Source organism: Belnapia sp. AC561 (assembly GCF_979252845.1).
Genome location: NZ_CEEDBP010000006.1, coordinates 102,679 through 125,469 on the forward strand (window position 1 = coordinate 102,679; position 22,791 = coordinate 125,469).

Here is a 22,791-nt window from a genome sequence, read left to right on the forward strand (position 1 = left end):
TCGGACAAATTAGCCTGATCGATGCGATGTCCTCCGCTGAGGAAAGGTTCATCGCGCGGCTTCGGCTCCGGTTCATGGTCGGCACCCCCGGACAGGCTCCCGGATCCGAGGGTGACGGGAATATAGGCATCCGCTCCCGAGTTTCATAACGGATTCAAGGCATGGCCCCCATGTTCCTTGATCAGGGCCACCAAAGCCGCTCCCGGCGCGCCCGATGGTAGAGGTCTGAGCCATGCGACTTTCCACCCGTGGTCGCTATGCCGTCATGGCGATGGTTGAATTGGCCGCCCGTCAGGAAGCGGTCTGCGCCGCCGTAAGCCAAGGAAAGCCTGTCTCCCGGCCGGTTTCCCTGGCGGATATCGCGCAAGCCCAACAACTCTCGGTCGCTTATCTCGAACAGTTGTTCGGCCATTTGCGCCGGGCGGGGCTTGTTGCGTCGGCGCGCGGCCCCGGCGGCGGCTATCGCCTGGCCCGCCTGGCGGAGGCCATCCCCGTCTCCGCCATCATCGATGCGGTCGACGAGCCCCTCCGCGCCACCCGCTGCGAGGAGGGCTCCCCCGGCTGCCTCGCCGGCAACCGCTGCCTCACCCACGACCTCTGGTCCGAGCTGGGCGAGCAGATCCGGCTGTTCCTGGCCAATGTGACGCTGGCGGATGTGGTGGCCGGCAATGTCCTCGGCCGTGCCGCCATCCCCAGCGCCGATTGCCCGCAGGCGGCAGACGCCGCCCAATGACGCCGCTCTATCTCGATGCCAATGCGACCGAGCCGTTGCGGCCGGAAGCCCGCGCCGCGGTGCTGGCGGCCCTCGATGCCGGCGGCAACCCTTCCTCGGTCCATGGCCATGGCCGGGCCGCGCGGCGACGCCTGGAGGATGCTCGCGAAACGGTGGCCCAAAGCTTCGGCATTCGTGCCGGCGAGGTCGTTTTCACCAGCGGCGGCACCGAAGCCAATGCCCTGGCCATTCATGGCCTCGGCCAGGGCCGGCGGATCCTGGTCGGTGCCACCGAGCATCCTGCCGTTCTCGCCGCGGCTGGCCCAGATGCCGAGGTGATCCCGGTCCGGCCCGACGGCACCCTGGACCTCGATGCCCTGGCCAGGATGCTGCCCGGCCCGCCGGCGCTGGTCTGCCTGATGGCGGCCAACAACGAAACCGGCGTGCTGCATCCGCTGGCGGAGGCCGCTTCCCTCTGCCAGGCCCAGGGGGCCCTGCTGCATGTCGATGCGGTCCAGGCGGCCGGCCGGATGCCGCTGCCGCAGGACGCCGATTCGATCGCCATCTCCGGCCATAAGCTCGGTGGTCCGCCCGGGGCCGGGGCGCTGCTGCTGCGGCCCGGGCTGACCCTGCCGGCGCTGATCGCCGGTGGCGGCCAGGAACGCGGCCGCCGTGGCGGGACGGAGCCGCTGCCCGCCATCGCCGGCCTCGCCGCCGCCGCCGCGGCGCCCAAGGACCCCGCCCGCCTCGCCGCGCTGCGGGACCGGATCGAGGCCGGTGCCGAGGCCCTGGTGGCCGGCGCCGGGGCCCCGCGCCTCGCCAATACCACCTGCCTGCTGCTGCCCGGCGTCCCGGCCGAGACCCAGGTGATCGCCATGGACCTCGCCGGCATCCGCATCTCCGCCGGTGCCGCCTGCTCCTCCGGCAAGGTCGCCCGCAGCCCGGTGCTGGCCGCCATGGGGCTCGGCCCGCTGGCCGGCTGCGGCATCCGCGTCTCCCTGCCCTGGAATGCGCCGGAGGATGCGGCCGAGCGCTTCCTCCTCGCCTGGGCAGCCATGCGTGCGCGCCTCTCGAAATCCGTGGCCTGAAGGGCAAACTGCCAGCCATGCGCCCGAACCGCCCGATCTACCTCGACAACCACGCGACCACGCCGCTCGATCCCCGGGTGCTGGCCGCCATGCGCCCCTGGTGGGAGGAGAATTTCGCCAATCCCCATAGCGTCGAGCATGCCATGGGACGCGAAGCGGAGGAGGCGGTGGAGGCTGCCCGGGCCGAGGTCGCCGGGCTGATCGGTGCCGATGCGCGGGAGATCGTCTTCACCTCCGGCGCCACCGAAGCGAACAACCTCGCCATCAAGGGCGCTGCCCGCTTCGCCGCGCAACAGGGGACCGACCGCCGCCGCATCGTCACCCTGGCGACCGAGCACAAATGCGTCCTCGAATCGGTCCGCGACCTGGCAGCCGAGGGCTTCGAGCCGGTGATCCTGCCGGTCCGTCCCGATGGCCTCGCCGACCTCGACCTGCTGCGTGCGGCGGTCGATGACCGTACCCTGCTGGTCACCGTCATGGCGGTGAACAACGAGATCGGCGTGGTCCAGGATCTGGCCGCCATCGGCGAGGTCGCCAAGGCGGCCGGCGCGCTCTTCCATACCGATGCCGCCCAGGCCTGCGGCCGCATCCCGCTCGATGTCGAGGAGATCCGCGCCGACCTCCTCTCGATCTCCGGCCACAAGATCTACGGCCCGAAGGGCATCGGCGCCCTCTACGTCCGCCGCCGTCCCCGCGTTCGGCTGGCACCGCTGTTCTCCGGCGGCGGCCAGGAACGCGGCTTCCGCTCCGGCACCCTCCCCGCCCCGCTCATTATCGGGCTGGGGGAGGCCGCCCGGGTCGCGGCGATCGAGATGATGCTCGATACCGGCCGCATCGCCGGTCAGCGCGACCGCTTCCTGGCAGCCTTGCAGGCTGAAATTCCCGAACTCAGGGTGAATGGCAGCCCGGACCAGCGCGTCGCCGGCAACCTCAACCTGACCTTTCCCGGCCCGGTCGATGCCCAGGCGATCATGGCCGCCAGCCCGGAGGTCTGCGTTTCCACCGGCTCCGCCTGCTCCTCGGCCGCGGTCGAGCCTTCCTATGTGCTCCAGGCGCTCGGAATGCCGGAGGCGGAAGCACGCGCCACCTTGCGGATCGGGATCGGCCGCTTTACCTCGCCGCAGGATGTGGACCGGGCCGCGGCAGCGCTTGCCGCCGGCTGGCGCCACGCCGCCCGTCCGGAGCAGTAAGATACCATGCCCAAGATGACCTTCGTCGAGCGTGACGGCACCAAGCGGGAAGTGGACGCCCCCCTTGGCCTCTCCGTGCTCGAGATCGCGCATAAGCACGGCGTCGATATCGAGGGCGCCTGCGAGGGCTCGCTCGCCTGCTCCACCTGCCACGTCATCGTCGATGGCAGCTGGTTCAAGCAGCTGGCCGAACCGACCGAGGATGAGGAAGACATGCTCGACCTCGCCTTCGACCTGCAGGAGACCAGCCGCCTCGGTTGCCAGATCATCATGACCAATGAGCTGGACGGGCTGGTGGTGAAGCTGCCGGCCGGCACCCGGAACGCCGGTGGCTGACGCCTGGGACGATTTCGGCAGCGAGGGCGGGCTTTACCGCAAGCTGCGGGACGCCTGCGCGCAGGATTGGGCGGCCTATACCTGGCATCCCTTCTGCCAGGGCCTGTCCGACGGCTCGCTACCCCTGCCCGCCTTCCGCCGCTACCTGATCCAGGACTACCTCTTCCTGATCCATTTCGCCCGGGCCAAGGCGCTGGCGGTCTTCAAGGCCGAGAGCATCGAGGCGATGCGCGACAAGACCGCCTCGATCGGTGCCATCCTCTCGGAGACGCTGCTCCACCTGAAGTATTGCGAGGACTGGGGCATCCCCGAGGCCGAGGTCCGCGGCACCCCGGAATCCGCCGAGACGGTCAGCTATACCCGCTACGTCATCGACCGCGGCCTGGCCGGCGACATCCTCGACCTGGAGGTGGCCCTGGCACCCTGCACCGTCGGCTATGGCGAGGTGGCGCTGCGCATCATGGCCGACCCGCGCCGCCAGGCCGAGGGCAATGCCTACCAGAGCTGGATCGATGCCTATGCCGCCCCCGCCTATCAGGCCATGGCCCGCGCCGCCGCGGCGCGGATCGATGCGCTCGGCGTCAGCCATGGCGGCGAGGCGCGTTTCGCCCTGCTGAGCGCGACCTTCAGCGAGGCTGCGCGGCTGGAACAGCGGTTCTGGCAGCAGGGCCTGGACGCCGCACGGTGAGAATTCTCGTCGCCATGTCCGGCGGGGTGGACAGCAGCGTGGTCGCCGGCCTGTTGAAGGCCGAGGGCCACGAGGTCATCGGCGCCACGCTCCAGCTCTATGACCACGGTGCGGCCACCAGCCGAAAAGGCGCCTGCTGCGCCGGCCAGGACATCCACGACGCCCGCCGCGTGGCCGATACCCTCGATATCCCCCACTACGTGCTGGACCGCGAGGCCCGCTTCCGCGACGCCGTGGTGCAGGATTTCGCCGATAGCTATGCCCGCGGCGAAACCCCCATCCCCTGCGTCCGCTGCAACCAGTCGGTGAAGTTCCAGGATCTGGTCGGCCTCGCCCGCGACCTTGGCGTGGAGGCCCTGGCCACCGGCCATTACGCCCGGCGCGTCGAGGGGCCCGCCGGCGCCGAGCTCCACCGTGCCGCCGACCCCGCCCGCGACCAGAGCTACTTCCTTTTCGCCACCACCGCCGAGCAGCTCGCCTTCTGCCGCTTCCCCCTCGGCGGCTTCCCCGACAAAGCCGCCGTCCGCGCCGAAGCGCTGCGCCTCGGCCTCGCCGTGGCGGAGAAGCCGGATAGCCAGGACATCTGCTTCGTCCCCGAAGGCCGCTATTCCGACGTGGTGGCGAAATTCCGCCCCGATGCCGCCGAGGCCGGCGAGATCGTCCATCTCGATGGCCGCGTCCTCGGCCAGCATGCCGGAATCGCCCGCTATACCGTCGGCCAGGGCCGCGGCCTCGGTCAGGCCTCCCGCGATGGCGACCAGCCGCTCTATGTCGCCGCGGTCGAGCCGGGCCGCCGCCGTGTGGTCGTCGGTCCCCGCGCCGCGCTGCCGCAGGCCGAGATCGAGGTCGCCGAGCTGAATTGGCTCAGCCCGCCCCCCCGGCAGCCGCTGGCTTGCCAGGTGAAGCTGCGGGCGCGGGAAGTGCCGCAGCCCGCCATGGCCTGCTGGGACACGTCGTCCGAGGTGCTGCGGGTGACGCCGGCCGTGCCGGCCATTGCCGCGCCGGGCCAGGCCTGCGTGCTCTATGATGGCGACCGGGTGCTGGGCGGCGGCTTCATCCGCCGGATGGGAACCGTCGCCACCGCCTGACCACGGCTTGGTGATCCGGCGTTGGCCGGTCCCGTCTGGCCCCAGGCGTCCTGCCTCCCCAACTGCCGGCCGCATTCAGGGACAGGCAGGCATGGTCGGATCGGCTTTGGTGGTGGGCGTCAGCGGCATCGTGGGAAATACCCTCGCACGGCATCTGGCCGGGCAGGGCTGGCAGGTCGCCGGTTTCGCGCGGCGCCCGCCGGCCGAGGGCGACGGCATCCGGCCGGTCGCCGCCGATCTGCTCGACCCCTCCGCGCTGCGGACCGCCCTGGCCGGGCTGCGCCCCAGCCATGTCTTCCTCACCACCTGGATGCGCCAGCCGACCGAGGCGGAGAATATCCGCGTCAATGCCGCGATGGTCCGCAACCTGCTCGATGCGCTGCGCCCGGATGGAGGTCTGCAGCACGTCGCCCTGGTCACCGGCCTCAAGCACTACCTCGGCCCCTTCGAGGCCTATGGCAAAGGCAGCCTGCCCGCGACGCCCTTCCGGGAGGAGCAGCCGCGCCTCGATATCGAGAATTTCTACTATGCCCAGGAGGACGAGGTCTTCGCCGCCGCCGCCCGCGACGGCTTCGGCTGGAGCGTCCATCGCCCGCATACCATCATCGGCTATGCCATCGGCAATGCGATGAACATGGGCGTCACCCTGGCCGCCTATGCGACCCTCTGCCGGGAGACCGGCCGCCCCTTCCTGTTCCCCGGCTCGGCCATGCAATGGAACGGGCTGACCGACATGACCGATGCGCGGCTGCTGGCGCGGCACCTGACCTGGGCCGCGACCACGCCGGCGGCACGGGACCAGGCCTTCAACGTGGTCAATGGCGATGTCTTCCGCTGGAGCTGGATGTGGGGCCGCATCGCCCAATGGTTCGGGCTGACGCCGGCGCCCTTCCCGGGGGAGGGCACGCCCTTGGCGGAACAGCTGGCCGATGCCGCGCCGGCCTGGGCCGATATCGCCCGCCGCCATGGCCTGGCCGAGCCCGACCTCGGCCGCCTCGCCTCCGCCTGGCATACCGATGCCGACCTCGGCCGGCCGATCGAGGTCGTCACCGACATGAGCAAGAGCCGCCGCCTCGGCTTCCTCGACTACCAGGCGACGGACGAGGCCTTCTTCGACCTGTTTACCCGGCTGCGGGCCGCCAGGATCATCCCGAAGGGATAGACCCCGGCGGGATGGCGGAGGTCAGCCGAAGACCTCCGTCCAGCAGGCCCGCATCGCGGCCTGCACCTCCTCCATCGTCGCCAGCACGCCCTGGTCGTGCATGCTGGTGACGCCGTGCTGGCTGATCCCGCAGGGCACGATGCCGCCGAAATGCGACAGGTCCGGGTCCACGTTCAGCGCCACCCCATGCCAGCTCACCCAACGGGTCACCCGCACGCCGATGGCGCCGATCTTGGCCTCCGTGCCCCGTGCCTTATCGGCCACCCAGATGCCGACCCGGCCCTCGCGCCGCTCACCCACCACGTTGAAGCGCCAGAGGGTGCGGATCACCCAGTCCTCGAGGTTGTGGACATAGGCGCGGATGTCCCGCCCCCGCTCGGCCAGGTCCAGCATCACGTAGCCGGTCACCTGGCCCGGCCCGTGATAGGTCCATTGCCCGCCCCGCCCGGCCCGGAAGACCGGGAATCGGGCATCGACCAGCCCCTCCGGCGTGGCCGAGGTCCCGGCGGTATAGGTCGGCGGATGCTCCACCAGCCAGACCAGTTCCGGCTCCGCCCCGGCCCGGATCGCGGCGACCCGCGCCTCCATCCGGGCCAGCGCCGCCTCATAGGGCACCGGCCCCTCGGCGATTTCCCATTGCGGCTGCCCGACCGCCACTTGGCCCGTTGAACCCGGCGCATTCATCCGCTATACGCCCCGCCTCTGCCCGGTTTGCGGTCGTGGTGGAATGGTAGACACGCCAGCTTGAGGTGCTGGTGGGGGAAACCCCTTGGAAGTTCGAATCTTCTCGACCGCACCATCTTCCCAAATCCTCCTGACGATGCGCCGTCCCGTGCCGCGCCGCTTTGGGCCCTCCGCCGCTTTCCGCTAAGGTGGCAGCAGAAGGGGACCGAAGCATGGACGAGGATTTCCGCAAGGCCGCGCTCGACTACCACCGCTACCCGCGGCCCGGAAAGCTCGCCATCGAGCCGACCAAGCGCATGGCCACCCAGCGTGACCTCGGCCTCGCCTATTCCCCCGGCGTCGCCGCCGCCTGCGAGGAGATCGCCGCCAACCCCGACGCCGCCTGGGACTATACCGCCCGCGGCAATATGGTGGCGGTCATCACCAATGGCACCGCCGTGCTCGGCCTGGGTGCCATCGGCGCCCTGGCCTCGAAGCCGGTGATGGAGGGCAAGGCAGTCCTCTTCAAGAAATTCGCCGGCATCGATTCCATCGACATCGAGATCGAGGAACGCGACCCCTCGAGGCTCATCGAGGTCATCGCCGCCCTCGAGCCCTCCTTCGGCGCCATCAACCTCGAGGACATCAAGGCCCCCGAATGCTTCGAGGTCGAGGCCCGGCTGCGCGAGCGGATGCGGATTCCGGTCTTCCACGATGACCAGCATGGCACCGCCATCATCGTCGCCGCCGCGGTCCGCAACGGCCTGGTGCTGCAGGGCAAGCGGATCGAGGACATCAAGCTGGTCAATACCGGCGGCGGCGCCGCGGCGCTGGCCTGCCTCGACCTGCTGGTGACCATGGGCCTGAAGAAGGAGAACATCACCGTCTGCGACATCGCCGGCGTGGTCTACGAGGGCCGCACCGAGGCGATGGACCCCTACAAGGCCCGCTACGCCCGCCACACCGATGCCCGCCTGCTCGAGGAGGTGCTGGACGGCGCCGATGTCTTCCTTGGCCTCTCGGCGCCGCGCGTCCTCAAGGCGGAATGGCTGAACAAGCTTGGCCCCCGGCCGCTGATCCTGGCGCTGGCCAATCCGGAACCGGAAATCCATCCGGAGGCGGTCCGCGCCGTCCGGCCCGACGCCATCGTCGCCACCGGCCGCACCGACTACCCCAACCAGGTCAACAACGTCCTCTGCTTCCCCTTCATCTTCCGCGGCGCGCTGGACGTCGGCGCGACGACGATCAACGAGGCGATGAAGGTGGCTGCGGCGGATGCCATTGCCGCCCTGGCCCGGGTCGAGGCCAGTGAGGTCGTCGCCGCCGCCTATGGCGGCGCCGCCCCGGTCTTCGGCGCCGACTACATCATCCCCAAGCCCTTCGACCCCCGGCTGATCCTCGAGGTCGCCCCCGCCGTGGCCCGGGCCGCCATGGCCAGCGGCGTCGCCCGCCGCCCCATCGCCGATTTCACCGCCTACCGGCGGGAGCTGGAGCGCTTCGTCTTCCGCTCCGGCAACCTCATGCGGCCGATGTTCGAGGCGGCCAAGACCAGCCCCCGCCGCGTCGCCTACACGGAAGGCGAGGATGAACGCGTCCTCCGCGCCGTGCAGACCGTGCTGGACGACGGCATCGCCGAGCCGGTGCTGATCGGCCGCCGCGCCGTCATCGAGGCCAAGGCCAAGGCCATGGGCCTCCGGATGGATTTCTCCGAATCCGTCCAGGTGCTGGACCCGGAACAGGACGACGCGGTCTTCGAGCCGCTGATCGCCCTGTATCAGGACAAGGTCGGCCGCCGCGGGGTGCCGCCCGATGCCGCCGCCCGTCGCGTCCGCAACCGCCCCACCGTTTCCGCCGCCCTCCTGCTCGAAGCCGGGAAGGTGGATGCCGTGCTGGCCGGCGGCACCGGCACCTGGATGCGGCAATGGCACTATGCCTACGACGTCATCGGCAAGCGGCCCGACGTGAACCGGGTCTATGCCCTCTCGGCCGTCATCGTCTCCGGCGTGACCCTGTTCTTCGTCGACACCCATTTGATCGTCGAGCCGACCGTCGAGCAGATCGCCGAGATGACCCTGCTGGCGGCCGAACAGGTCGAGGCCTTCGGCATCGTCCCCAAGGTGGCGCTGGTCTCGCATTCCTCCTTCGGCGCCTCCAACGCGCCCTCGGCCCGGCTCATGCGCCAGGCCCTGCCGCTGATCCGCGCCCGTGCCCCGGAGCTGGAAGTGGATGGCGAGATGCATGCCGATGCCGCCCTGGTCCCGGCCATCCGCGCCCGCGCCGTCCCGGCCTCACCCCTGAAGGACATGGCCAACCTGCTGGTCTTCCCGGGCCTCGATGCCGCGAACATCAGCTTCAACCTGCTGAAGGCCGCGGCCGATGGGCTGCAGCTCGGCCCCATGCTGCTCGGCATGCGCAAGCCGATCCATGTCCTGGTCCCCAGCGTCACCGCGCGGGGCATCGTCAACATGACGGCCCTCGCGGTGCACCAGGCGAATGGGCTCAGTGCCGAGGGGCTCACCGCGCCGTCGCAGTGATCCCCAGCACCCGCTGCATCGCCGGCGGGCCACCGAGGGCCAGGGGCGGCAATTCCGTCACCGGCACGGGCTTCGGCGGGGCCGCGGTGATCGTCACCTCGGTCGCCTGGCCCCGCAGCAGCCGCTGCACCGCGGCCAGCACCGGCGTCACCGCGCCGCCGCCGCCCATGGCCCCGGCGGCCTGGTTGGCCCAGCCATCGCGGATCTGCTGCTCGGTCCGGCGGGAACTCCCCGCCTCCACCGCCGCCAGCCGCCGCAGCAGGGACTGGTCGAGGTAGCGCGCCCCGAAGCCGGCCAGTCGGGCATTCTGGAAGTCCATCTTCGCCGCCGATTCCGCCGATACCCCGTCCAGGGTGAAGGACAGCCCCATGGCCGCCGCGTCGCGCACGCCGAACAGCAAGCCGACCAATTCCAGCCGCCCGGCCGCCGCATCGAAACGGGTCTCCGCCGACAGATCGCCGGTCAGCGCGGCATAGCCGAGCTTCTTCAGCCAGTCCTCGATCAGCGGGAAGGGTTCCACCCGCAGCCCTTCCAGGGTCAGCCGGCCGGTGTCCGGCACGCCCTTGCCCTGCACGCCGCCCATCCGCAGCGCGCCCAGCGAGCCGACCGGCGCATCCCCCTGGCTCAGGGTCACCGCCTCGATCGCCAGCGAGTAATCCGCCTCCGGCCGCGGCGGCACGTCGCCGGCGGCCAGCGCCGTCAGCACGCTGCGCAGGTCGATCCCCTCCAGCGCCATCCGGCCGATCTTCACCCGGTCCAGCACGCCGGCCTCCGGGACCAGGGCATCGAGCCCGGTGACGCTGACCCGGCCGACCCGGCCCGGCAGGTAGTCCTGGATGACGATCTCGGTCATCGCCACCGGCCGGGCGCCCTGCACCGCCAGCGCTTCCAGCCGCAGGAAGCCGAGCGCCACCTGGTCCGGCCGCAGCTGCGCGCCCGGCGCCGGCCGGGTCACCGCCAGGTCGCGCAACTCGATCTTGCCGACCAGCGTCACGGTGCCGTCCTCGGCCGTGACGGTGATGCCCTGGGCGGTGGCACCGGCGATCCCATCCGGCCGCAACCGGTCGAGCGTCAGTTCCTGCGCCGCAACCTGCCCATCCGGCCGCTTCAGCAGGACATCCGTCAGGCGCAAAGCCCCGGTCGCCGGGTCGGTGACCTCGGCACGGGCATAGGTCAGCACGGTCTCCGGCCCGAGCAGCGCCCGCAACTGGCCAAGGGCTGGCGGCTCGTTCGCCGGGATGGGCGGGGCCGGCGCGGCGGCCGGCGGCATGGCGGGCGGCGGGGCGGGAGTCACAACCACCGGCGGCGGCGTGCTGAACTTGCCGCCCGACGGCGGCACCGCCTGGGTGGCCGGAGGCAGGGCCGGCGGTGCCGCGAATTTATCGACCTGCGGTGCCACCGGCGGGGCGGGCGCCGGCGCCGGCGCGAATTTGCCGCCAGGAGCCGGAGCAGGGGCCGGGGCCGGGCTGGGCGCAAGCACCGGCGGCTTGCCCTGAACCAGTGACATCTGGGCCAGTGACACTTGGGCCAGCGACACCTGGGACAACGCCACCGGCGCCAGGGCCATCCCGCCAAGCAACCCGATCTTGCGGAGCCACCGCATACTCGCCTCCATGCCTCAGGGTCCGGCCCGTGGTCTGACCCATTTGTCGCACGCCCATCCTGCGCCACCCGGATTTTTGTGCAACCAACCGTCCCTTGATTGCCGCCTGAGCCTCATCTCCGGCTGATCCCGGGGTGCCTCCCCTGGTGCAGGCCGCCCCGCCCGCCCATCTCCGCCGCATGACCAACCTGCCCGCCAAGCCTGGGCCTTCCGCCGTTGCCGAATTCCTCCGCAAGGTGGAAAGCCTGCCGCAGGTCCGCCCGGCCAGCGGCCGCCGCGGCCGCCTGGTCTTCGCCATGGATGCCACCGCCTCCCGCCAGCCCAGCTGGGACCGCGCCTGCCAGCTCCAGGGGGAGATGTTCCTGGCGACCCGTGACCTCGGGGGCCTCGCCGTGCAGCTGGCCTATTTCCGCGGCTTCCAGGAATTCGCCGCCACCCCCTTCCTGACCGATGCGGCGGAGCTGACCCGGCGCATGACCGGGGTGCAGTGCCTCGGTGGCCAGACCCAGATCCAGCGGGTGCTGGACCATGTCCTGGGCGAGACCAAGCGGGACCGCATCCATGCCCTGGTCCTGGTCGGCGACGCGGTGGAGGAACCGCTCGACCCGCTGTGCCATGCCGCGGGCCAGCTCGGGCTGCATGGCACGCCGGTCTTCGCCTTCCATGAAGGCGGCAATCCCCGCTCCGCCGAGGCCTTCCGCCAGATCGCCAAGGTTTCCGGCGGCGCCTATGCGCCCTTCGATGCCTCCAGTGCCGCCGGGCTCCGGGACCTGCTGCGAGCCGTCGCCGCCTATGCCGCCGGCGGCCGCGCCGCCCTCACCCGGCTGCCCGGCGCAGCGGCGCAGCGCATCGCCGGGCAGCTTCCCGCGCCGAAGGGCGGCTGACCCGTCGTGGTCTGGCTGGCACTCGGCACCGGCGGGCTGATCTTCGGTCTCTGGCTGCTGCGCGTCCTCGCCACCGCCCCGCCCGCTGCCATCCGCAAGGCCGGGTTGGTGCTTCTGGCGATCGTCGGCGGTGCCGCGCTGCTGCTGATCCTGGTCACCGGCCGCGGCCTGCAATTCGTCTGGAGCCTGGCGTTCTTCGCCCCGATCCTGTGGCGCCGGCTGCAAGGCTGGCTGGCCGCGCGACGCTTCGCGCGGGAGCCTCCGGCGGATGCCAGCACGGTGGAAACCGCCACCCTTGCCATGCAGCTCGACCACGGGACCGGCCAGATGTCGGGCCGCATCCTGCGCGGTCCCCATGCCGGGCGGGAATTGGCCGAGCTGACCCTGCCCGAGGCCCTTGCCCTGCTCGCCGAATGCCGCGGCACCGATTCCGATAGCGTGCCGCTGCTGGAAGCTTGGCTCGACCGCGCCCAGCCGGATTGGCGGGATGCCGCCCCCCCCGCGCCCGATGGCCCGATGACCCGGCCGGAGGCCCTGGCCGTGCTCGGCCTGGACGAGGGCGCCACGGCCGAGGCCATCCGCGCCGCGCATCGCCGGCTGATGCGATCCGCCCACCCTGATCATGGGGGCAGCGACTGGTTGGCCGCCCGTATCAACCAGGCGCGTGACCTGCTGCTTCCGTGAGCAACCAGGTCGTGTTCTGCCGCGGCCATTGCTCGGGGCCGGGGCGCGTGGCATGTCTGCCCTGTATCTTGCGCACCCTGAACGCCCCACCCTTCAACTACGCCAGGAGAGGCCCTTGCCCGCCCAGAAGCCGCTGAAGAAGGCCGTTTTCCCGGTTGCCGGTCTCGGAACCCGCTTCCTGCCCGCCACCAAGAACATGGCGAAGGAAATGCTCCCGGTGGTGGACAAGCCGCTGATCCAATACGCGGTGGAGGAAGCCCGCGCCGCCGGGATCGAGGAATTCTGCTTCGTGACCGGGCGCGGCAAAGTGATGCTCGTCGACCAGTTCGACGTCGCCTTCGAGCTGGAGAAGACCCTCATCGAGCGCGGCAAGCAGAAGGAGCTGGACATGCTCCATGCCCAGGCGCTGCCGCCCGGCTCCATCATCACCACCCGCCAGCAGGTCCCGCTCGGCCTCGGCCATGCCATCTGGTGTGCCCGGGCCTTCATCGGCGACGACCCCTTCGCCATCCTGCTGCCCGACGACCTCATGCAGTGCGACGTCTCCTGCACCAAGCAGCTCGCCGACGCCTATGCCGCGACCGGCGGCAACGTGGTCGCCATCGAGGAAGTGCCACGCGAGATCGTCAACCGCTACGGCGTCATCGACCCCGGCGCCAGCACCGGCAACCTGGTCGAGGTCAAGGGCCTGGTGGAGAAGCCGCCGGTCGATCAGGCGCCCTCCAACCTCACCGTCATCGGCCGCTACGTGCTGATGCCTGAGGTGATCGGCCATCTCGCCAAGATGGAGCGCGGCGCCGGCAACGAGATCCAGTTGACCGACAGCATGGCCAAGCTGATCGGCCACCAGCCCTTCCACGGCGTCCGCTACCAGGGCAAGCGCTTCGACTGCGGCGACAAGGCCGGCTACCTCGAAGCCCAGGTCGCCTTCGCCCTGGCGCGCCCGGACATGGCCCCGGCCATGCGGGATATCATGAAACGATACGCCTGACCCGGCGATACTGAGTCCTCATTTAACGTCATGGCCGGGCCAGACCCGGCCATCCCTCCCCGCAGGATCCCCCGATGTCCGTCTTCAATCACCAGTTCCACGGCACCGTGCTGCGGGAATACGACATCCGCGGCATCATCGGCGAAACCCTTCAGCCGGAGGATGCCTTCGCCATCGGCCGCTGCTTCGGCTCGATCCTCGTCCGCGGCGGCGGTACCAAGGTCGCCGTCGGCTATGACGGCCGCCTTTCCTCCCCGGACCTCGAGCCGCAGCTGGTCGCCGGCCTCCGCGCCTGCGGCCTCGAGGTGCTGCGCGTCGGCCTGGTGGCGACGCCGATGCTCTATTTCGCCGGCTACAAGCTGGAAGCCGACGGCGCCGTCATGGTCACCGGCAGCCACAACCCGCCGGACTACAACGGCTTCAAGATGATGTTGGGCAAGAAGCCCTTCTTCGGTGCGCAGATCCAGGAGATCGGCCGCATGGCCGCCGAGGGCGACGTCGTGCCCGTCTCCACCGAGGGCAGCGACCGCCAGGTCGACATCGCCCATGACTACGCCGACCGCGTGCTGCAGGACTACGACGGCGGCGACCGCAAGCTGAAGGTGGTCTGGGATCCGGGCAATGGCTCGGGCTGCGACATCACCAAGGTCCTCGCCGGCCGGCTGCCGGGCGAGCATACCGTCATCAACGGCGACGTGGACGGTACCTTCCCGAACCACCATCCCGACCCGACCGTGGCGAAGAACCTCGAGCAGCTCATCGCCGAGGTCGCCCGCACCGGCGCCGACCTGGGCATCGCCTTCGACGGCGACGCCGACCGCATCGGCATCGTCGACAACGAGGGCCATATCCTCTTCGGCGACCAGCTCCTGGTCATCCTGGCGCGGGACGTCCTGAAGTCCCACCCCGGCGGCACCATCATCGCCGATGTGAAGGCCTCCCAGGTCCTCTTCGACGAGATCACCAAGGCCGGCGGCACGCCGCTGATGTGGAAGACCGGCCACTCCCTCATCAAGTCCAAGATGGCGGAGACCGGCAGCCCGCTGGCCGGCGAGATGTCCGGCCATATCTTCTTCGCGGACAAGTGGTACGGCTTCGACGACGCGCCCTATTCCGCGGTTCGCCTGCTCGGCATCGTGGCACGGATGCGCGAGACGGTCTCGCAGGTCCGCGCCGCCCTGCCGCAGGTCATCAATACCCCGGAGCTGCGCTTCGACTGCGCCGAGGACCGGAAATTCGCCGTCGTCTCCGAGGTCAAGGACCGCCTCGCCGCATCCGGTGCCAAGGTCCAGGCGGTCGATGGCGTCCGCGTGCTGACCGAGGACGGCTGGTGGCTGCTGCGTGCCTCCAATACCCAGGCCGTGCTGGTCGCCCGCTGCGAAGCCTCCTCCGAGGCGGGACTGGAGCGCCTGAAGACCCAGCTGGTCGAGCAACTGACCGCCAGCGGTCTCGCCGCGCCGGATTTCTCCGGGGCCAATGCGGGACACTGAAGCGACCTTTTGACGTCATCCTGCCGCGGCGCTTGCAACCTGTCCGCGCATCGGGAATTCTGCCCATGGTGAGGAAGGATGCGCCATGGGTGTGGAAGGCTGTCCGGGGCGGATAGCGGCTGCGCTCGATGCCGCGGCCTCGGAGCGCAAGGGCGCCGCCGGAGGGGAACTGCCGGCGGAGCGGTTGGTCCATATCGCGGCACGCCTCTTGAAGGCGCCCCTGGCGGCCATCACCCTGGTCGGCGACGACATCGTCTGCATCCGCTCGGCGATCGGCCTGAAGACCGGCCAATTGCCGCGCAAGGGCTCCTTCTGCGGTGCCGCCATCGCCATGGACTCCCCCATGGTGGTGCCCGATGCCAGGGCCGATCCCGAATTCCGCGACTCCGAGGCGGTCGCCGGCGAGTCCGGCATCCGCTTCTACGCCGGCGTGCCCCTGCGGGATGCGTCGGGCCGGCCGGTGGGCACGCTCTGCTGCATGGATACCAGCCCCCGGCCGGGCGGCGTCGATCCGGTCGACATGACGGCGCTGGCCGACCTCGCCGTGATGGCGTCGCAGGTACTTCGCCAGGATATCGAGGCCGGGGTGCTCGCTGACCGGCATGCCCGCCTCGCCGGCCATTTCCACGCGGTGGTCGAGGCCATTCCCCTTCCCCTCCTCACCATCGACGCGGCCGGTCTCGTCACCGACTGGAACCCGGCTGCCGAGCAGGTCTTCGGCTGGACCGCCGCGGAGGCCATCGGCCGCTTCGGTCCGCATGTCCCGCCTGAGGCGATCGCGAAGGCCCGTGCCCTGGGCGCCGCCCAGGGCGAGAAGCTGGTCGGCGTCGAGGCGGAGCGCATGCGCCGCGACGGCAGCCGCCTGCCCGTCGCCATCTCCACCGCGCCGCTGCGCGATGCGGAAGGCCGGCCGGAAGGCGCCGTCGTCGTCATCGAGGATATCTCGGAACGCCGCAGGGCGGAGGCGGAGACCGCGGCGCGCACCGCCCTGCTCGGACGCCAGGCGGCGCTGCTGACCCGCATCGTCACCGCGATGCCGGAAGCGGGTGAGGACCTCGCCACCGCCATGGCCGGGATCGCCGTCGCCGCCATCGAGGGCCTCGGCAGTTGCGATGCCGGCGTCTGGCTGCATGATCCGATGGAGCAGGATCTGGCGCTGGTCGTCGTGGTCGATGCCCATGGCCAGCCCCTGCCGGCCGACAATCCCAAGCGGCAAAGGCTGGAACGGCTGCAATTCCCGCCCGGCTTCGAGGCCGCGCTGCAGGCGGGACGGCAGATCGCCGCGGAAGATGCCCTGGCCGATGACCGCATCGTCCATCTGCGCGAGGTCTACATCCGCCCCTTCGGCATCGGCGCGATGCTGACGGCGCCGATCCGCACCGGACAGGAAGTGCTCGGCATCGTCTCCGCCTGCAGCCCCTTGCGCCCACGCACCTGGACCGCCGAGGACAAGGGCTTCATGGCCTCGCTCGCCGATCTTGCCGCGGTCGCCCTCGAGGCCGGGCGCCGTGCCCAGGCCATGTCCCGTCTCGCGGCCGAGAAGGACCGCGCCGAGGCCGCCAGCCGGGCGAAAAGCCTGCTGCTCGGCACCCTGGGGCATGAGCTGCGCACCCCGCTGAACGCCATCATCGGCTTTGCCGAATTGCTGCGGACGGAGGAGTTGCCGAAGGCCGACCGGCTCGAATTCGCCGGCCACGTCATCGGCGCCGGCCACCACCTGCTCGGCGTCTTCAATGCCATGCTCGACCAGGCGCGGGTCGAATCCGGCGCCCTGACCCTGGCGGAGGCGCGCGTCTCGCTGCCGGAGCTGATCGACGAAGCCGCGGGGCTGGTCCTGCCCGAGGCCGCAACCCGCAATATCCGGCTGGACCGCCCGGCGCCACCGCCCGGCCTGCCGGCATTGCAGGGCGATGCCGGCAGGCTGCGCCAGGCCATCGCCAACCTCGCGGCCAATGCCGTGAAATTCTCCCCCGCCGGCGGCCGGGTGGAATTGGGCGCCAGCTTCGATGCCCGCCTCGGCTATCGCATCTGGGTCGCCGACGAGGGCCCCGGCATGGCCGCGGACGACCTGCCGCGCGCCTTCGAGCCCTTCCGCCAGCTGGACGAAGGATTGCGCCGCCGCGCGGGCGGCGCCGGGCTGGGCCTGCCGCTCGCCAAGGCTTTCGTCGAAGCGCATGGCGGCACGCTGGAGGTCGCGTCCGTCCCCGGCCAGGGCACCCGCATGACCATCATCCTGCCCGCGACCCGGGCGCTGCCGATTGACGCCGGGCCCGCCCCCTCCGCATCCTGACTGCAATCAAGGGAAGGAAAGACCGGGATGCCCATCACCAGACGCCATGTGGCGGCCCTCGCGGCCGGCCTGCTGGCCAGCCCCGGCCTGCGCGCCCAGGAGGCCTGGCCGAGCCGTCCCATCCGCATCATCGTGCCCTTCCCGGCCGGCGGCACGACGGACCTGCTGGCCCGGCTCTATGCCCAGCGGCTGACCGAGACGCTGGGCCAATCCGTCGTGGTCGAGAACCGCGGCGGCGGCGGCGGCTCGATCGGTGCCGATGTCGTCGCCAAGTCGACCGATGGCCACACGCTGCTGTTCCACAACCTGACCTTCTGCAGCACCACCGCCGCGCTGGAATTCGCCGGCCGCGCCCCGCATTCCATCGAGCGTGACTTCGCCCCCATCTCGATGGGCGCCAACGTGCCGATGATGCTGCTGGTGAACCCGCAGGTGCCGGCCAAGGACCTGCGCGAATTCATCGCCTGGGCCAAGCCCCGCGGGGATGTCTTCTACGGCTCCACCGGCCCCGGCAGCACCATCAACCTGGTGGGGGAGGTGCTGAAGCGCGATGGCGCCATCCCGATGGACCACATCCCCTTCCGCGGTGCCGCGCCGCTGGTGCAGGACATGCTGGCCGGGCGCATCCACTTCGGCGGCGACCAGCTTTCCTCCTCGCTCGGCAATATCCGCGCCGGCGTCCTGCGCCCTATCGCGACCCTCGCCGCCAGCCGCGCCAAGGCGCTGCCGGATGTGCCGACGGTGCGGGAACAGGGTTTTCCGGGCGTCGAATTGCTCGGCTGGAACGGCTTCTTCGCCCCGGCCGGCACCCCGGCGCCGGTGCTGGCCCGGCTGCACCGGGAAATCGCCGCGGCGGCCCAGCACCCCGACGTCGTCCGCCGCATCACCGAGCTCGGCGCCGAGCCGGGCGGCGACACGCCGGAGGTCTTCGGCGCTGCGGTCCGCGCCCAGATCGCCCAGATCCGGCCCCTGGTCGCGGAGCTCCAGATGAAGGTCGAGTAGCGGGTGCTGCTCTTCCTCTACGGCACCCTGCTCGACCCCCGGGTGCTGGCCCGCCAGAGCGGGGAGCCGGCGCTGCCCCGCCGCCTGCGTCCCGCCCGCCTCCCCGGCTATGCCCGGGTGGCGCTGCGCGGCACGCCCTATCCCACGCTGGTCGCGCGGCCCGGCACGGTGACCGAGGGCGCCCTGCTGCGCGCCGGTCCCGCCGCTTGTGCCCGCCTCGCCGCCTATGAAGGCGCGGACTACCGGCTGGTGCCGGTCAGGGTGCAGACGGGACGGGGCCCGATGCGGGCGAGGGCCTGGATGGCGCCGCGCTGGCGGACGGGGTAGCGAAACCGGCGAAGGCCGCCAGATAGGCCCGCGCCATCGCCACCCGGTCGCTCACCGCCGGCAGCCCGGCGCAAAGCCCCGCCTGCACCCCTGGCTGCACCGCCGCCCGCATCGCCCGCAACAGGTCCTGCCGGTTGCCCACGCGGAACTGCAGGCCGGAGACGCCATCCACCACCTTCTCCGCCATGCCGCCGATGTCGCTGCAGAGCACCGGCCGCCCGGCCTGGAAGGCCTCCTGGATCACCACCGGGGAATTCTCCCACCAGGTGCTCGGCACCACCACGTAGTCGCAGGCCCGCATCAGCCGCCCGACCGAGGCATTGTCGTAGGCGCCGACGAAATCGAGGCAGGCATGCCGCGCCACCGCCGCCTGGAAACGCGCCACGAATTCCGCCGGCTGGCCGATCATCACCCCATGGATGCGGATGCGGACCCGCCCCGCCAGCTCGGCATCCGCCTCGACCAGCGCCGCCACCTCCAGCAGCAGCTCCACCCCCTTGAAGGGGTTGATCTGGCCGAAATAGCCGAAGACCCAGGGCTCCTCCCCCGCCGGCTTCAGCGGCGCCGGCGGCGAGGCATCGCGCAGCCCGTTCTCGATCACCACGATCCGCTCCCGCGGCAGGCCCCAGTCCGCCATCCGCCCGGCGAGGAAGTGGCTGGGCGAGACGAAGCCCTGCAAGGCCCCCAGCGCTTCCAGCAGGAAGCGCCGGCGCATGGCGAAGCGGCCGGCGCCGCGCTCCGGGAAGCAGGTGGCGCAGGCCTCGGCCGTCGCCTCGGCGCAGAGGTGCCGCGCCGGCCGCGTCACCATCTGGCCGGAGTGGTGGCAGACCGCGAGGAACTCATGCAGCGTCAGCACCGCCGGCACGCCCAGCGCCCGCATCGTGTTGACGCCGAAATTCATGAAGTGGTGGAAGTTCAGCAGCCGGATGCCGTCCGCCGCGACGATCCGCCCGAGCTGCGCCAGGACGTCCGGGGCCGCGATATGGTAGAAGGCGTCGTAGCCCCCGGCGTCCACATGCACCACGCGTTCCTGCGCCGAGCCCAGCCGCAGCCGCGCCCGGTCCTGCTCCGGGCAGGCGGCGATGAAGGTGGCATCGACCCCGATCTCCCTGAGGCCGGTGAAGAGCGTATGCGCCGCGATCTCCGCCCCGCCGCGCGAAAGCGAAGGATGCACATGCGACAGCACCGCGATGCGTCCCGGATCGGCCTGCTCACCCATGCCCGGCCTCCAGCGCCGCATTGACCCAGCCGGTCAGCGCCGAGCCGACCGCCGCCTCGCCGATCCGCCAGCCCGCCGCGGGATGCAGGCGCGTCCCACCCGGCGCCCGGCCCAGCCCGTTGTCGCCATGCTGGCCGCCGAGGAACAGCGGCACGGTCGGCAGCAGCGCGGCGAAGCCCGCCGTGATCCAGGCAAAGCAATCCGCGGCGGAAAGCGGCGCCTGCTGCTCCGCCGCCAGGTCGAAGACATGCAGCGAGTCATCCTCGCCGCCCAGCACCGCCAGCGCCGCCCGCCAGCCCTCCGGCGCCAGGAACACGCCCTGGCCGATGAAGACGAAGCGTTGCGCCGCCACCGCCCGCAAGGCCTCCGGCAGCAGATGGAAGGCGTAGCGGATGTCCTCCACGAACAGCAGGCTGCACGGCGCCCCCAGCCCGGCCTCGAGCCCCGCGAAGATCGCCAGGATCTCCGGCCGGATGCCGCCGCGCTCCGCCAGGAAGACCAGACCTGCGCCGGATAGGCCGAGACCGGCCTGGCGCAGCTGCTCCGCCAGCAGGAAGGCGTCGCTGCGATCCGCCGGGACCGCCAGCACCACCACGCGCGCCGCCGGTGCCACCCGCCAAGCCTCGCAGCCGCCCAGCCGCGCCGCCGCATCGCGCTGCAGGGCACGGGCGAAATCCGTGAAGAACCGCTCGTGCCGCAGCGAGGGAAACAGGGCCAGCGCCGCCTCCGGCGCCACCGAATGGCCGATCCGCCGCAACACCGCCGCCGGCACCACCTGATTGGCCGAGGTCCCATCGGTGAAGATCAGCTTCAGGATCGGCTCGCTGACGTCGTCGATGTCGATCGCCCCGCGGAACACCGCGACGAAGCCGACCCGGTCCAGCAGCGGCCCGTAGTCGGGGAAGGTCTCGAACAGGTCCGGCCGCGCCTTGTGGTAGGTGGTCAGCGGGTCGGAGCGCAGCACCGCATCCCCGAACTTCATGGCGAAGCGCTCGACCCGCTTGGTCGGGCTCAGCGCCCAGCCCTCCACCAGGCAGCCGAAGCCGCCCAGCAGCAGCACCTTATCGACGCTGGCCTGGGCATTGCCCCCGGCCCGCGCGGTATCCGGCATCCAGCTTTCGGCGGAGGTCATCATCCGCTGCAGCGGCAGCGCGGTGGCGCGGTCGCAGGTGCCGCGGATCTGCTCGAACTGCTCCAGCGCCGCCTTGGTCTCCAGCACCCGCACCGGCTTCAGCCCACGCTGGAAGAAGGCCAGCCCCTCGCCGAAGAACAGGTATAGCTCGATCTCGCCCGGCCCGGGCTGCCACGCCGTCAGCATGGCGCCGAAGACCGCACGGGCATGGTCCGGCAGGTCGGCGCGCGGGAAGCTGGTGAGCGACACCGCCGCCGCATGCTTCTTCCCATCGAAGAGTACGGCCGGAAACTCCAGCGGCTGGTCCTTCGCCAGCCAGCCGGATACCCAGATGACGCCGGCGGAATCGACCGCGACGCTCTCGATGAAGCCGCGCAGATTGGCCGCCACCGGCCGCAGCTGCACCCCCAGCAGCCGCCGCCCCGCATCCTCCCGCAGGGTGCCGAGCCGGCGCAGCAGGGAGGCTTCGCCGGATGGGACCACACCGGGCGGGATCACAGCGGCTTGAGACATGCCGCAGTCCTATCACATTCACCCTGGGTTGGGGGTAGCGCCGTCCCATGGCATCCTCCGCCAAACGCCGAGGAACGCCCATGCGCCCGACCCGCCGCGCCCTGCTCGCCGCGCCAGCCCTCCTTGCTGCCCCTGCCCTCCTTGTTAAGCCGGCGTTGGCCCAACCGGGCTTCCCCGACCACCCCGTCACCATGGTGGTGCCCTTCGCCCCCGGCGGCTCACCCGATATCGCGGCCCGGCTGGTGGCCCCCGGCATGTCCGCCGCGCTCGGCCAGCCGGTGGTGGTGGAGAACCGCGCCGGCGCCGGCAGCACCATCGGCACCCGTAGCGTCCTGACCGCGAAGCCGGATGGCTATACCGTGCTGATGGGCAGCATCAGCTTCATGATGGCGCCGCTGACCATGGACCCGGTGCCCTTCGACAGCGCCGCCTCCTTCCGCGTCGTCTCGCTGCTGGCGACCGTCCCCTATATCCTTGTCGTCCGCGCGGATTTCCCGGCGAAGACCCTCGCCGAATTCCACGCCTATGCCGCCGCCAATGCGGGGAAGCTGAACTACGGCTCGGCCGGCAACGGCACGCCGCTGCACCTGGGCGGCGAGCTCTACCGGCTGATGACCGGCACCGGCATGACCCATGTCGCCTATCGCGGCACCGGCCCGGCCATGGCGGACCTGCTCGCCGGCAACGTGCAGATGGTCTTCGCCGACCTGCCCGGCGCCGCCCCGCATATCCGCGCCGGCACGGTCCGCCCGCTGGCCTCCCTGGTGCAGGACCGCCTCGCCGCCTTCCCGGACGTGCCCACCATGGCCGAGAGCGACCCGCGCCTGAAGGATTACGACGTCTATACCTGGACCATGCTTTCGGCCCCGAAGGCGACGCCCGATGCGCCCATCGCCCGGCTGCACGATGCGCTCGCCAAGGCGGCGCGGGAGCCGGCGCTGCAGCCGCGCCTGGCCGAGCTCGGCTTCGCCCTGGTGGTGAATACCCCGGCCGAGGGCGATGCCTATCTCGCCCGCGAACAGGCGAAATGGGGCGCCATCATCAAGCAGGCCGGCATCCGGGCGGATTTCTGACCCCGCGCCTTTTGCTCGACAGCGGCCGGGCCAACGGCCGAGGATACCCCCTCGCGGCGCAACGACGCCCGCGACAATAAGGCCCAAGGGCAACGACGGCCTGGGCCCCAGGGAGGATCCAG

At 71.1% G+C, this 22,791-nt stretch carries 20 protein-coding genes and 1 tRNA gene; 17 read left to right on the forward strand and 4 right to left on the reverse strand.

Annotated features, from left to right (window positions below):
* Positions 1-232 precede the first annotated feature (232 nt).
* The 7 genes from AC0IW9_RS07090 to AC0IW9_RS07120 all read left to right on the forward strand — a co-directional run bounded on the left by AC0IW9_RS07090 (position 233) and on the right by AC0IW9_RS07120 (position 6,264).
* A complete protein-coding gene (locus AC0IW9_RS07090; protein ID WP_471647516.1) occupies positions 233-733 on the forward strand; it encodes an Rrf2 family transcriptional regulator in 501 nt (166 codons plus the stop codon).
* Positions 730-1,800, forward strand: coding sequence for a cysteine desulfurase family protein (locus AC0IW9_RS07095; protein WP_471647517.1), 1,071 nt, complete (start codon positions 730-732; stop codon positions 1,798-1,800). Before AC0IW9_RS07090 ends, AC0IW9_RS07095 begins: the two co-directional genes overlap by 4 nt.
* Positions 1,801-1,817: 17 nt before the next feature.
* Entirely contained in the window at positions 1,818-2,990 is a 1,173-nt protein-coding gene (locus tag AC0IW9_RS07100; RefSeq protein ID WP_471647518.1) for a cysteine desulfurase family protein, read from the forward strand.
* 6 nt (positions 2,991-2,996) lie between these two features.
* On the forward strand, positions 2,997-3,326 hold the full coding sequence (locus AC0IW9_RS07105; protein WP_471647519.1) for a ferredoxin family 2Fe-2S iron-sulfur cluster binding protein: 330 nt from the start codon (positions 2,997-2,999) through the stop codon (positions 3,324-3,326).
* The gene (locus tag AC0IW9_RS07110) at positions 3,319-4,014 is read left to right on the forward strand and encodes a TenA family protein (RefSeq protein ID WP_471647520.1); all 696 of its coding nucleotides are present in this window, start codon (positions 3,319-3,321) and stop codon (positions 4,012-4,014) included. The genes AC0IW9_RS07105 and AC0IW9_RS07110 overlap by 8 nt, the downstream gene beginning before the upstream one ends.
* Complete coding sequence (mnmA, locus tag AC0IW9_RS07115) at positions 4,011-5,102, forward strand: tRNA 2-thiouridine(34) synthase MnmA (protein ID WP_471647521.1); 1,092 nt, start codon at positions 4,011-4,013, stop codon at positions 5,100-5,102. The genes AC0IW9_RS07110 and mnmA overlap by 4 nt, the downstream gene beginning before the upstream one ends.
* A gap of 91 nt (positions 5,103-5,193) precedes the next feature.
* Positions 5,194-6,264: an SDR family oxidoreductase gene (locus tag AC0IW9_RS07120; protein WP_471647522.1), complete on the forward strand. Its 1,071-nt coding sequence runs from the start codon at positions 5,194-5,196 to the stop codon at positions 6,262-6,264.
* A 21-nt stretch (positions 6,265-6,285) separates the two neighbouring features.
* Here AC0IW9_RS07120 and lipB read toward each other — a convergent pair whose 3' ends face one another.
* Complete coding sequence (lipB, locus tag AC0IW9_RS07125; RefSeq protein ID WP_471647523.1) at positions 6,286-6,921, reverse strand: lipoyl(octanoyl) transferase LipB; 636 nt, start codon at positions 6,919-6,921, stop codon at positions 6,286-6,288.
* A 56-nt stretch (positions 6,922-6,977) separates the two neighbouring features.
* Here lipB and AC0IW9_RS07130 point away from each other — a divergent pair.
* Positions 6,978-7,063, forward strand: a tRNA-Leu gene (locus tag AC0IW9_RS07130).
* Positions 7,064-7,160: 97 nt separating this feature from the next.
* Complete coding sequence (locus tag AC0IW9_RS07135) at positions 7,161-9,461, forward strand: NADP-dependent malic enzyme (RefSeq protein ID WP_471647524.1); 2,301 nt, start codon at positions 7,161-7,163, stop codon at positions 9,459-9,461.
* Here the strand turns inward: AC0IW9_RS07135 and AC0IW9_RS07140 are convergent.
* The gene (locus tag AC0IW9_RS07140) at positions 9,442-11,064 is read right to left on the reverse strand and encodes a hypothetical protein (RefSeq protein WP_471647525.1); all 1,623 of its coding nucleotides are present in this window, start codon (positions 11,062-11,064) and stop codon (positions 9,442-9,444) included. The two genes, AC0IW9_RS07135 and AC0IW9_RS07140, sit on opposite strands and share 20 nt — an antisense overlap.
* Positions 11,065-11,210: 146 nt before the next feature.
* On the opposite strand from AC0IW9_RS07140, the gene AC0IW9_RS07145 reads away from it, so the two are divergent.
* From AC0IW9_RS07145 to AC0IW9_RS07175, 7 genes are all read left to right on the forward strand, one after another.
* Positions 11,211-11,948, forward strand: coding sequence for a vWA domain-containing protein (locus AC0IW9_RS07145; protein ID WP_471647526.1), 738 nt, complete (start codon positions 11,211-11,213; stop codon positions 11,946-11,948).
* Between the two features lie 6 nt (positions 11,949-11,954).
* The gene (locus tag AC0IW9_RS07150) at positions 11,955-12,632 is read left to right on the forward strand and encodes a J domain-containing protein (protein ID WP_471647527.1); all 678 of its coding nucleotides are present in this window, start codon (positions 11,955-11,957) and stop codon (positions 12,630-12,632) included.
* Positions 12,633-12,747: 115 nt separating this feature from the next.
* Complete coding sequence (locus AC0IW9_RS07155; protein ID WP_471647528.1) at positions 12,748-13,623, forward strand: UTP--glucose-1-phosphate uridylyltransferase; 876 nt, start codon at positions 12,748-12,750, stop codon at positions 13,621-13,623.
* A gap of 74 nt (positions 13,624-13,697) precedes the next feature.
* Positions 13,698-15,113, forward strand: a complete 1,416-nt coding sequence (pgmG, locus tag AC0IW9_RS07160; RefSeq protein ID WP_471647529.1) for a phosphoglucomutase/phosphomannomutase PgmG — start codon at positions 13,698-13,700, stop codon at positions 15,111-15,113.
* An 85-nt stretch (positions 15,114-15,198) separates the two neighbouring features.
* The gene (locus AC0IW9_RS07165) at positions 15,199-17,403 is read left to right on the forward strand and encodes a sensor histidine kinase (protein WP_471647530.1); all 2,205 of its coding nucleotides are present in this window, start codon (positions 15,199-15,201) and stop codon (positions 17,401-17,403) included.
* 27 nt (positions 17,404-17,430) lie between these two features.
* Complete coding sequence (locus AC0IW9_RS07170; protein WP_471647531.1) at positions 17,431-18,405, forward strand: Bug family tripartite tricarboxylate transporter substrate binding protein; 975 nt, start codon at positions 17,431-17,433, stop codon at positions 18,403-18,405.
* Positions 18,406-18,408: 3 nt separating this feature from the next.
* Complete coding sequence (locus AC0IW9_RS07175; RefSeq protein ID WP_471647532.1) at positions 18,409-18,732, forward strand: gamma-glutamylcyclotransferase family protein; 324 nt, start codon at positions 18,409-18,411, stop codon at positions 18,730-18,732.
* Here AC0IW9_RS07175 and AC0IW9_RS07180 read toward each other — a convergent pair.
* Both AC0IW9_RS07180 and AC0IW9_RS07185 read right to left on the reverse strand, forming a co-directional pair.
* Positions 18,662-19,951, reverse strand: coding sequence for a glycosyltransferase (locus AC0IW9_RS07180; RefSeq protein ID WP_471647533.1), 1,290 nt, complete (start codon positions 19,949-19,951; stop codon positions 18,662-18,664). The two genes, AC0IW9_RS07175 and AC0IW9_RS07180, sit on opposite strands and share 71 nt — an antisense overlap.
* Positions 19,944-21,596 carry a hypothetical protein gene (locus AC0IW9_RS07185; protein ID WP_471647534.1) on the reverse strand — a complete coding sequence of 551 codons (1,653 nt, stop codon included), beginning with the start codon at positions 21,594-21,596 and terminating at the stop codon, positions 19,944-19,946. The genes AC0IW9_RS07180 and AC0IW9_RS07185 overlap by 8 nt, the downstream gene beginning before the upstream one ends.
* 80 nt (positions 21,597-21,676) lie before the next feature.
* On the opposite strand from AC0IW9_RS07185, the gene AC0IW9_RS07190 reads away from it, so the two are divergent.
* Entirely contained in the window at positions 21,677-22,669 is a 993-nt protein-coding gene (locus AC0IW9_RS07190) for a Bug family tripartite tricarboxylate transporter substrate binding protein (protein ID WP_471647535.1), read from the forward strand.
* Positions 22,670-22,791 lie beyond the last annotated feature (122 nt).